We start from the raw sequence: 12,292 nt of genomic DNA, 5'->3' as shown, positions 1-12,292 counted from the left end.
TGTTATGCATTATTTTCACATTTTATTTGCAACGATTGGAAAATTATTAGTATTTTTGCACCCATTATGGTATTGAATTATATTTGGATTGCATTCTTTGTAATCGCTTTCATCTTTGGAGCAATACAGTTAGTGATGGGAGACACCACTATCTTCAAAGCAATGGTAGACTCGACCTTCGATTCCTCCAAGACAGCATTTGAAACATCAATCGGTCTTACCGGTATACTTTCATTATGGTTGGGCATTATGAAGATAGGAGAAAAAGCGGGAATGGTTAATGTCCTAGCAAGAGCATTAAGTCCTGTTTTCACAAAGCTTTTCCCAGATATTCCAAAGAATCACCCTGTTATGGGAAGCATTTTTATGAATATTGCCTCTAACATGTTGGGACTCGACAACGCTGCCACCCCTACTGGTTTGAAGGCAATGAGCCAGATGCAGGAACTGAACACAAAGAAGGACACTGCTACCAATCCAATGATCATGTTCCTTGTGCTCAATACGAGCGGACTAACCATAATACCGACAACTATATTAGCATTCCGAGCCACTTACGGTGCTGCTTCGCCAACTGATGTCTTCATACCAATCTTACTTGCCACTACAGTTGCAACTCTTACAGGTATTATCATCACGTCTTTATGGCAAAGGATAAATATTTTTCAGCCCGTACTTCTTACCTTTATATTTTGCCTATGTGCCTTTGTTGGTTTGGTTATATGGGGATTTGGCAACATGGACAAAGACACGATGGCTACAGTTACAAACCTATCTGGAAATTTTATACTGTTTAGTGTAATTCTAACTTTTATCGTAGCAGGATTTGTCAAGAAGATAAACGTATATGACGCATTCATCGAAGGTGCTAAAGAAGGATTCACGACTGCAGTACGCATTATTCCATATCTAGTGGCTATATTGGTAGGCGTTGGTGTCTTCCGTGCTTCTGGAGCAATGGACATGCTTATCCATGGCATTTCATGGTGCATGCAACAATGCGGGCTCAACACCGACTTTGTTGGTGCACTTCCAACAGCATTCATGAAACCACTATCAGGAAGCGGAGCACGAGGACTGATGCTTGAGTCTATGAAAAATTACGGTCCAGATTCTTTTGTAGGTAGACTAAGTTGTATTTTCCAAGGTTCAACAGATACAACATTCTATGTCCTTGCAGTTTACTTTGGCTCAGTGAGCATAAAATACACACGTCACGCCGTAGCATGCGGTTTGCTTGCAGATTTGGCAGGAGTAATTGCAGCAATAGCCATAGCCTATACATTCTTCGGAAATTAAGAAAAAAATAAAATAATTATATGGCAAATTTAAAATCGCTAGCTAAAGATACAGCCATCTATGGGATGTCAAGTATCGTAGGGCGTTTCTTTACTTATCTTCTTGTGCCAATTTATACGGCAAAACTTTCAGCAGCAAGTGGTGGATATGGTGTTATTACTAATCTTTATGCCTACACAGCACTTCTGCTTGTGATTCTCACTTATGGTATGGAAACTACATTTTTTCGCTATGCCAACAAGCCAAATGAAAATCCAGAAAAAGTTTACTCTACTATATTGATGGCTGTAGGATTCACGTCATTACTATTCATTGCTCTCATATTCCTATTCTTACCTCAGATATCAGGTTTCATGGGCTATAGTGATCACCCATCATATGTTTGGGTAATGGGGCTAACGGTGGCAATTGACTCATTCCAGTGCATACCTTTCGCTTACCTTAGATACAAGAAGCGACCAATAAAGTTTGCCACATTGAAGTTGCTCTTTATAATAATGACTTTTGGACTCAATATTCTTTACTATATTGTTCTCCCTGCACTATACAAAAATCATCCTGATATTATCGGCAAAATTTATGATCCTACAGTCGGAGCTGGATATGCTTTCTATATCAACTTATTCTGTACAGGTTCAATTACATTCTGTTTCATCAAGGAATTCACTGGTTTCAAATATGTATTCGACAAAGCGCTCATGAAGCGTATGCTGACTTATAGTTGGCCTATCCTCATCCTTGGCGTAGCCGGAATATTAAACCAGACAGCTGACAGAATCATCTTCCCTTATATATACAAGGGCTCAGACATGAACACGCAACTTGGTATTTATGGAGCGGCAAGTAAAATTGCCATGATCATGGCACTAATAACCCAGGCGTTTAGGTATGCCTACGAACCGTTTGTATTTGGAAAAGCTAAGGAAAACGACAATCGCGAGACCTATGCAAAGGTAATGAAGTATTTTGTTATCTTTACTCTCTTCGCATATCTCTTTGTAATTGGTTATATGGATATTCTCAAACACCTTATTGCTAGGGACTATTGGGACGGACTTCGTGTAGTACCTATTGTTATGATAGGAACTATGATGTATGGTATATATTTCAATCTATCATTCTGGTACAAGCTTATTGACAAGACAATATGGGGAGCTTACTTCTCTGGAATAGGCTGCATCGTGCTCATCGTCAGCAATATTATCTTTGTTCCCCGTTATGGATATATGGCATGTGCATGGTCAGGAATAACAGGTTATGGAACTTCTATGCTCATATCATATTTCGTAGGACAGAAGATGTACCGCATAAATTATCCGTTAGCCGAAATGGCGAAGTATTTAGTATTATCCATAATACTAAATGTGGGAATGAACTTATCAAACAATTATATCCCAGATGCTGGTGCTATAGCTGTCAACACGGTACTTATTCTCATTTTCGGAGCATACCTTGTGAAGAAAGACTTTCCGTTGTCGAGATTTCCTATAATAGGGAAACACTTTAGACACTAATAAAAAAATGACAGCCGACTTCCACACGGAAACCGGCTGTCCAGCTTTTACTTGATTTTTATTAATAACTCTTTTATATCTTAATATTGCTAATACCTTATCCTGATCTTTTTACCCAAAACTAATTTATCTACTGAGTCAATCTTTTTACTTTTGATACTTTATATTCGAAATAATTATGGCAACCTATTTATTTACATAATGCAAGCGAGTGTAGAATCATTAAACTTACTTCAATGTCATTCTCATTGCATTTTTTACATGATGCAAAGATAATGCCAAATACATAATTGCCATGAGGAATTTCCATATTAGTAAGTAGGGATTTCCATATTAGTACGAGGGGAACCCTAAAAAACATGATATTCAAAGGTATAAAACATCGAAAATACGCCGTATTTGGGTGCAAGATATTCCACTGTCAAAGGTAATCATCTACATAATTAACATGAAGTAAAAGCTATTTAGAAAAGCATGTAAAGTCGTTGAATGTTTATATTTAATCCTCGTAAAGAATGTAACAACCTAAAGTAAAATATACTCAGATAGCTTTTTCTGAAAGAAAAGATAAAAACACGTTTAAATCTTTTGCACAAATAATTATATTTCGTAAATTTGTAAACTTGAATAAGATCTACGACAAACTATGAAAAAAATATTAATCTACTTATTGGCTTGTCTTTCATTACAGGTTAATGCATATCCTTTTTTTGTTTTTAATGAAAGCAATGATTATACAATTATTGACTCCAACAACCCAAAGTCTGGTAAGGATGAAGGTAATAAATTACTTTCACCATCAAATAACAAGAATGGCATAAAGGAATCAAACAAAAAGCCAGCAAGATTCTTTCAGTATTATCCTAACGGGAAAGATATTGTCTGTATTAATGGAAACAACAGATACACCCGTGCCCTATATGGTACACATACTCTTTATAGACTTGAAACCAGCGACCGTCCAATCTTCGCTTCGTATAACAAGGCTAAAAGTAAGAATTTCCGTTTCTATATTGTCTCAGAGGGTAAAGCACTCAGATTGGACAGCACTAGCTATTGCGAATCAAGATATAGCGGTGGCAGACGTTCGTATCTTGTAAAAGATAAATCCTGGGGAGATGCTGAAGTTAGAATAGTAGCTTTGGCATCACAATTTGGTGAAGGGGCATTGTGGCAAATCATAACAAAGGGATTCTCCCCTAAGGTTAAGCTAATGGTTAAAATGTGCCAGACTGCCAAAACGAAAATGATGCGTGAAGGTGACTACGGTTTGGAACCAAGAAGCAGTTATGAAGCTTCACTAGACGAAAAAGGCCTTGTAACATTAGAATGGAATGCTTCAGGCGAGACTTATATCGTCTTTGAAGACCCTGGAAAAATAGAAAACATAGCGAAGAAATCCGGACGTATTCTCTTCGATAAAGAAGAAAAGGCGTTGAACAACATTACAGGTGGACTCCAGTTTTCTACTCCTGACGATTTCATCAATACGCTTGGTGCAAATCTTTCTGCGGCGGCAGATGGTTTATGGGATGGTTCAACATGGCTTCACGGATGTATCGGTTGGCGCATGCCATTGTGCGGTTGGCGTGCTGCTTATGTTGGCGATGTACTTGGATGGAACACCAGAGCTATCTCTCATTTCGACGCTTACGCAAAAAGTCAGGTTACGAATGTAGAACCTATATATCCTCATCCATCGCAAGATTCGACAAACAACTTGGCTAGAGGCGAAGAAAAATGGGGCACACAGATGTATAGTAATGGTTATATTTGCCGTTACCCAAACAGAAACGACAATATGAATCATTACGATATGAATCTGAATTATATAGATGAATTGCTGTGGCATTTCTCTTATGATGCAGATACGGTAATGATGAAACGCTTATGGCCTGTTTTGAAACGAAACATTGAGTGGGAAAAACGTAATTGGGACCCAGACGGCGACCATCTATATGATGCTTATTGTTGTATATGGGCAAGTGATGCTTTGTATTATAACAGTGGTGCCGTGACACATTCTTCTGCATATAATTACAGGGCTAACAAACTGATGGCAAGAATTGCAACTATAATAGGTGAAGACCCTAAACCATATTATGAAGAAGCTGACGCCATATTGAAAGCAATGATCTCTCGCCTTTGGATAAAGGATAAAGGACATTGGGCAGAATTTCAGGATTTCATGGGACTAAAAAGATTGCATGAAAGTGCTGCTCTTTGGAGTATCTACACACCAATAGACTGTGGAGCATGTTCCTCAGAACAAGCTTATGAAGCCACAAACTATGTAAACAACAGTATTCCTCATATCCCAGTAGAATATATTATTCCTGAAAAATATAAATCTTTAATGCCTCCTGTGGAAAAGAATTTGTACACTCTATCCACATCAGACTGGATGCCCTATGACTGGAGTACGAATAATGTAGCCCATGAAGAAGTGGCAAATATGGCTCTGGCTTATTTCGAGGCAGGAAGAAAAGATGAAGGTTTCAACTTATTGAAAAGTGATTTACTTGATGAGATGTTCCTTGGGGGAAGCCCTGGTAATTTCGGACAAATCAGCTATCTAGACAAAGCACGCAGTGAAGCTTATCGTGATTTTGGTGATAATATTGGCATCACCTCACGTGCCATTGTGTGCGGATTATTCGGAATCAAACCAGATGCTTTGTTTGGAAAATGCATGATACGTCCATCTTTCCCTGAAAGTTGGGACAGTGCTTCTGTGCATACCCCTTATCTGTCATATAAGTTTCAGCGTGAAGGCTCTAAAGATATTTATGAGGTTACCCAAAACTTCACCCACCCTTTGCAGTTGATTCTACGCATGAATCTTGATTCTGGCCATTATGTAGATATCACTGGAAACTCAGACCGTGTACAAACATTTACATTCGACCGTAATAAACAAATGTCGAATAAAGAAAGTCGAATATGTTCTAGCGATGCCGATTCATCCAAAGAAAAAGCCAACACAAAAGAATATATTCATAAAATGGGACTTGATGATATATCATCTGCCAAAAAGTCACGAGCATTAAACATTGATAAGTATTTCAATTCCAATGTTGATGACATCTATAAGAATGAATATCTGTCGCCACGTTCCCCATATACAACATTAGAAATTCCAAAACAAGGCATTGGACAATGGTGCATACCTAAACGTACTGCCGAAATCAATGATAGCGGATTGCGTGCCAAAATCATTAACGACAAATATGATACAGGCATAGGAGTAAGCTTTCGTTCTCACGCAATTGGTAAGAATATCATATACACATCATTATGGGACAATTATCCAGACAGCGTGGTTATTTTGGCAAAAGGTAAGGCTAAATATGCTTACTTCCTTTTAACAGGCAGCACCAACAACATGCAAAGTCGTATAGACAACGCTATCATTATCGCTACTTATCAAGATGGCACAACAGATACACTCGCTCTGCGTAATCCAATTAACTGGTGTCCTATAGAACAAGAATACTATGTAGATGATATGGCTTTTTGGACATGTCCTGTCAAACCATATCGAGTACATCTTGGTTCAGGAATTGCAACACGCGACCTAAGAAAAGTAATCTCCGTGGGAGATATTGAAAAATCGGTTAGTGGTAATCCTGATAGTGCGGAGCCACAGTTTATCAAAGACGGGGCTGCAGAAATCTTGAAGATGCCTTTAAATAAAGATAAGAAGTTGCGTTCATTTACCTTGCGCACATTGTCAAATGATGTGGTAGTAGGCGTGATGGCAATTACATTACAGAAGTAATAGCTTAATCGTTTTGACATATACTGAATGATTTTATATCATGATTGTATAATTTCATATCTTAGGTTCCTTGAAAGGATGTATTTTTGTATGCAAATCAATTAATAAACAAATGATTAAATACTTAACTGCATTCATTTTTATATTTACAGCATGTCACGTCACTGCATATAGTAAAAGTCAAAACGAAAAGTTCCCTGACGGTTCTACTATACAGAGTTGGTTTACTGATACAGCACAAGTAAACATAAATAAATTAGGGAAACAATACGTTATCACAGACTATGGAGTAATTAAAGACTCCTCAGTTATACAGACTGACAGAATTCAATCAGTAATAGACAGATGTCATAATGAAGGTGGCGGCGTAGTCGTCATCCCATCAGGAACATATCTCACTGGTTCCTTATTCTTCAAACAAGGGACAAACTTGTATATCACTAAAGATGGAAAAATAAAAGGTAGCGATGCCATAACCAATTACAAGATAAAACGCACTAGACTTGAGGGAATGACAACAAACTATTTTGCCGCACTTATAAACGTTGATGGGGTGAAAGATTTTTCTATTTTCGGCAAAGGAACTATTGATGGAAACGGACTAAAATACTATGACGAATTTTGGTTAAGGAGAAAAGTAAATCCAAAGTGTACCAATCTCGAAGCATTACGACCAAGGATGCTTTATATCTCAAATTCGAATGATGTAAAAATCTGTGGTGTGAGAATGATCAATTCTGGTTTTTGGACAAATCATATATATAAATGTAATAAAGTAAAATATCTAGGTTGCTATATATATGCACCAACAGATGGTTATCCCAAAGGTCCCAGCACAGACGCAATAGACATTGATGCCTGTGAAAATGTACTGATAAACAATTGTTTCATAAACGTCAACGATGATGGAGTATGCCTTAAAGGTGGCAAAGGAACTTATGTTGACAAAGATTCCACTAATGGTCCCTGCCGTAATATCATTGTTCAATATTGTAAATTCGCAAAAGCAGGAGGTGGTATAACGTTTGGTAGTGAATGTTACGATGCCACAAATATTATAATGAGAAACTGTAACTTCAATCATACAAGCAACATTCTATTGTTCAAGATGCGTCCAGACACGCCACAAAGATATGAATATGTAAGAGTTGAGGACTGTACTGGTAATACAATATACGGCATAAGGACGAAAATTTGGACACAGTTCTTTGATTTAAAAGAACGCAAAGATATGCCACGTTCATACGTTTCAAATGTAGAAATGAGAAATATCAATATTACATGCCAAAAAGGATTTTACCAGTTAAAACCATCAGATAAATATGACCTTGGCTCTTTTGCTTTTTACGACATCAATGCTCATGATCCTTATGGGAAAATGGACACCTCTTTCTTAAAAAGTTGCAAAATAAATAATGTTAGAATAAATGGGGATAAGATTCAATGAATCTTATCCTCCTTTATATTGTGACGGCGGCATGCCAAACTGGTCTTTAAAACACTTACTGAAATAATACGGAGTATCAAAACCTACCTCATAAGCTACCTCTGACACATTCTTTTCTCCTTTTTTAAGAAGTTCAGCTGCATATTTCATTCGTTTCACCCTTATATATTCATTCGGAGTATAACCCGTTACGCCTCTTACTTTATTATAAAAGATCGTCCTACCAAGATGTAGCATCTCTGCTATTTTCTCCACAGAAAGAGTCTGATCGCTCATTCTTGACATGATGATGGCATCTAATCTTCGCACAAATAGTTGATCTTGCTCAGAAGAACATAATGAAGGCCTCACTTCCTCAAGACTTTTTGAATACTTTTGTTTCAAAATCTCCCTTCCATTCAACAACTGGAATATTCTTGCAACAAGCAATTGGGGACTGAATGGCTTAGTTATATAAGCATCCGCACCAGACTCCATACCCTCCAACTGGCTTTCATCATTGCTCAATGCCGTAAGTAAGATGATAGGAATATGACTGGTCTCAAAATTATTTTTCAAACGCTTTGTCAATTCAAATCCATTCATACCCGGCATCATAACATCACTGATAATCAAATCCACATCATATTCTTTTGCCTTATCAATACAACTTTTCCCATCAGCTTCTGTTTCTACCTCAAAATAGTTACTCAGTTCATTTCCCAAAAATTCCCGAATATCATTATCATCCTCAACAAAAAGAATCTTCTTTCTGTTCAACGGCTTTGATCTTTTTGTAGCTGTCTCCGATACATTAACAAGCTCATTAAACTGCAACGTCGTATCCTCTTCATCTCTCAGAATTGGGTTACCCTGTACTAGAAAATCATGTTCCTCGTATACATCAACATCCGTCGGAATCTTAACCACGAATATAGATCCTCCACAAGGATTCTTCTCGTAATCTATCGTTCCATGATGCACTGCTACAAGTTCCTTTGTCAAATGAAGTCCGATACCAAAACTTTCACCAGTATAACTACTTTGCATAAACCTACTAAACAATTCGTTACGTCTGTCGTCGGGTACCCCCACTCCTGTATCTATTATCTTGATGGTCATCATTCCATCATCAAAAGACATCTCCAATGATATCGCTCCATTAGACGGTGTGTATTTAAAAGCATTAGAAAGCAGATTAAACACTATTTTATCAAGATGCTGTTTATCAAAAAACATCATATAAGTATTCTCTGATGACGTGAATTTATAATCTATTTTTTTAGAATCGGCAGCGTCTTCAAATGTCAAGAACAAACTCTTCACAAAATAAACAACATCACTTTGTTGAAGAGCCAACGCCAATTTCCCAGCCTGCATCTTTCTGAATTCCAGTAGCTGATCTATCAACCTTAGCATACGTTTGACACTCTTGTTCATTGTGCGTATTGACTTATCCAGCTCTCCATGCCAATTATTCGCTTTCACAATTTTTGTTTCCTTTTCCAATGACCCTTCGATAAGAGTAAGAGGCGTACGGAACTCGTGAGCGATATTCGTAAAGAACAACAATTTATATTTAGTCAACTCCTGTTCAAATTTAACTTTGCTACGCAACTCATTCTTTTCACGCACATTTCTCACAATTATATACATCACTACTACCGCAATAACAATGTATAATAATATCGCCCAGAAAGATAAATACATAGGCGGATTTACCCTTATAGTTAGTACGCTTTCACGCCCCCAAACACCATCGGCATTACAAGCTTTAGCGTGAAGTATATATTTACCAGAAGGTAGATTTTTATAAGCCGCCCAAGATATTGGTGAGGCTCCACTCCATGTTTTATCATATCCCTCAAGCCAATACGTATATTTAACATTTTTCACATCAGAATAATCCAATGTAGAAAAATCTATTACAGGAGAATTATCACTATAATCCAAAGTCATTATATCCGAATATGGCTCGGATGTAAACACTACATTAACATTGTCTTTTGCATGGCGTAATTTTCCTGGTTGTATGATCGTCAGACCATAATATCCTCCCAGCAATATTCGTCCGTCATCTAAGCAAATGGCAGCATTCTCGTTATACATATTCCCCATTGGACTAGGGTCAAGACTATAGTTCTCAAAAGTCTTTTTACGCAAATTTAAACACGAAACTCCTTGTTGGGTAGATATCCAATAATCACCTTTTCTATCCTCAACAACACATTGAGTCATGTTGTTCACAAGACCATCTAAACGGTTATAGTATTTGAATTTCAGCCTATTATAACCATTTTTACTCGTTGTTACACATATTCCGTCTTCAGGAATCGCAAGCCATACTCTATTCTTTCTATCTACAAATATATCATGTATTTCTTTGCCTGGAAGATACTGGATATAGGCATTCTTGTCAAAAATAAACTTATCAGGATTAAAGACCAGCAATCCGCCAGTTGTCCCTACCCAAATCCAGCCATTACGATCTTTTATAATACAACGAACCTCATTTGTGCCCACGCTATCAAGAAACATTTTTTTTATGAGATATTTCTGCCCTCGTTTCATCACTGCACTTAATCCATCACCGTATGTACCTACCCACATTCTGTTTTTATTGTCTTCTGCCATGCAGAACACATTATGGTTGCCAAAATCCAACCCATCTACACCATAGATTCCTTTTCCACGAGTACCAATCCAAGTCTGTCCGTCACGAGCCTCTTTTATAGCATACACGTTTGAATCATAATGACTTTTACCTTTCATCTGCTTCATATCCGAACTGTATCTATACAGCCAGCCAGCCCTTGTTGCGACTAATATATTACCATTTTTTGATTTCGAAATCATTCTCACGGTATTAGAGAAATCCATCCGTCTATTATTATCTGGGAATACACGTTCTGTATTTTTTTCTAGGACCTGAATATGTGCCACTCCGCCAAATTCTGTACTAATCCATATCCCATCATTCCTATCAGCAATCATATCCAACAAATGATTGGATGTTATTGGAGAATGGATTTTTTCATCAGCAATGAAATGCTGTTGATGTTTAAGGTCATGACTAAACACGAAGAGTCCGTTACCATACGTTGAAATCCATATAAGTCCGTGATTATCCTCCACAATATGGTATCTCTCATAATCAATATAATTTGTCTCGCCAGAAGGCAACAGATTAAGACTTATCAAACCTTTTTCAGTAATCAGCCTCAGCTCACCTGTTTTATTATAAATCCATTTTCTACCTCTATTGTCTTTCACTATTTTACCATTGGCAATATCCCATTCGCCGGAGCAACGTTCAACCTTACTTTTCTTTATATCTACAAAGTAGCAACCTAGGTTAGTAAATATCATCCATTTCCCATTCCATACCACATCATCCACAAAATGATCTCCTTTATCAAAAGCTATTTTCAGACACATTTGTGTCTTATTTCCTTTAAGTTCGTATAGTTTGCCTTTATCCGTTACAAGCATCTGTCTACCGGCAATGTTTCTTGTCTTAACAAATTTATTACCCTTATTAGCACAGATCAGTTTCCTATTTCCGTATATATAAAGTCTAACAGGAGTACATATCAGTATTTTATTTTTACTGACCGTATCAAACATTTCTATATCATCACTTCCAATATTATCCTTCCCAAATCTCTCAATATAGAATTTGCCATTCAAAAGGCAGACTCTCATTGCTCCATTTTTCTTTCCATACATCCATATTTCACCCGCATTTACAAATTTGGAATTAGTAAAATGAGGTTTTTTCTCGCCAGACATATAATCTGATTGGGTACCTGTTTTTAAATCAAGGCATTCAAATGTTTCTGAAACAGTGTAAAGCCACATTTTATTATTTGAGGCATCTTCTATTGTCTTTTTAATTCTACTGTCATCAATAGACATTGGACTATTATTATGACGATACACTTTTATTTTATTACCGTCATAACGAGCAAGTCCATAACGTGTACCAAACCAAATAAATCCTTTTTTATCCTGACACAAAGAGTTTATTGTAATAGAGGGTAATCCGTCTTGAATTGTAAGATGTTTCGCTTTTACCTGTATAGGTAAAGACACAGTATCAACAGCTGTAGAATCAAAAGACTCATCAATATGACTACTGGTCTGTCTAGAGTTGTTAGCACAACCAAGAAGGCATATTGTAGAAACACAAAATATAATTAATTTAATCCTATTCATAGTATTATTAAATGCTTTGCAAATATAAGCAAAGAAAACGGATTAACAAAATTT

General features: G+C 37.0%; 5 protein-coding genes. 4 read left to right on the top strand and 1 reads right to left on the bottom strand.

Annotation, left to right across the window (positions count from 1 at the left end; genetic code table 11):
• Positions 1-66 precede the first annotated feature (66 nt).
• From prwr041_RS06530 to prwr041_RS06515, 4 genes are all read left to right on the top strand, one after another.
• Entirely contained in the window at positions 67-1,299 is a 1,233-nt protein-coding gene (locus prwr041_RS06530) for a nucleoside recognition domain-containing protein (protein ID WP_207155520.1), read from the top strand.
• A gap of 20 nt (positions 1,300-1,319) precedes the next feature.
• Positions 1,320-2,813: a lipopolysaccharide biosynthesis protein gene (locus prwr041_RS06525; RefSeq protein WP_207155519.1), complete on the top strand. Its 1,494-nt coding sequence runs from the start codon at positions 1,320-1,322 to the stop codon at positions 2,811-2,813.
• 646 nt (positions 2,814-3,459) lie between these two features.
• The gene (locus prwr041_RS06520) at positions 3,460-6,594 is read left to right on the top strand and encodes a DUF4450 domain-containing protein (protein WP_207155518.1); all 3,135 of its coding nucleotides are present in this window, start codon (positions 3,460-3,462) and stop codon (positions 6,592-6,594) included.
• A gap of 112 nt (positions 6,595-6,706) precedes the next feature.
• Positions 6,707-8,041, top strand: coding sequence for a glycoside hydrolase family 28 protein (locus prwr041_RS06515; RefSeq protein ID WP_207155517.1), 1,335 nt, complete (start codon positions 6,707-6,709; stop codon positions 8,039-8,041).
• 3 nt (positions 8,042-8,044) lie between these two features.
• Here the strand turns inward: prwr041_RS06515 and prwr041_RS06510 are convergent, their stop codons facing one another.
• Positions 8,045-12,238 (bottom strand): hybrid sensor histidine kinase/response regulator transcription factor, encoded by a 4,194-nt coding sequence (locus prwr041_RS06510; RefSeq protein ID WP_207155516.1) that lies wholly within the window; start codon positions 12,236-12,238, stop codon positions 8,045-8,047.
• Positions 12,239-12,292 lie beyond the last annotated feature (54 nt).

This window comes from Prevotella herbatica (genome assembly GCF_017347605.1).
In the GTDB taxonomy this organism is placed as follows: Bacteria; Bacteroidota; Bacteroidia; order Bacteroidales; family Bacteroidaceae; genus Prevotella; species Prevotella herbatica.
The sequence above is the reverse complement of the archived record's forward strand: the minus strand, read 5'-3'. Positions and strand labels throughout refer to the sequence as shown.

Coding starts and splice junctions, on each gene's coding strand:
- prwr041_RS06530 (WP_207155520.1), top strand. CDS start 67: ATGGTATTGAATTATATTTGGATTGCATTCTTTGTAATCGCTTTCATC.
- prwr041_RS06525 (WP_207155519.1), top strand. CDS start 1,320: ATGGCAAATTTAAAATCGCTAGCTAAAGATACAGCCATCTATGGGATG.
- prwr041_RS06520 (WP_207155518.1), top strand. CDS start 3,460: ATGAAAAAAATATTAATCTACTTATTGGCTTGTCTTTCATTACAGGTT.
- prwr041_RS06515 (WP_207155517.1), top strand. CDS start 6,707: ATGATTAAATACTTAACTGCATTCATTTTTATATTTACAGCATGTCAC.
- prwr041_RS06510 (WP_207155516.1), bottom strand. CDS start 12,238: ATGAATAGGATTAAATTAATTATATTTTGTGTTTCTACAATATGCCTT.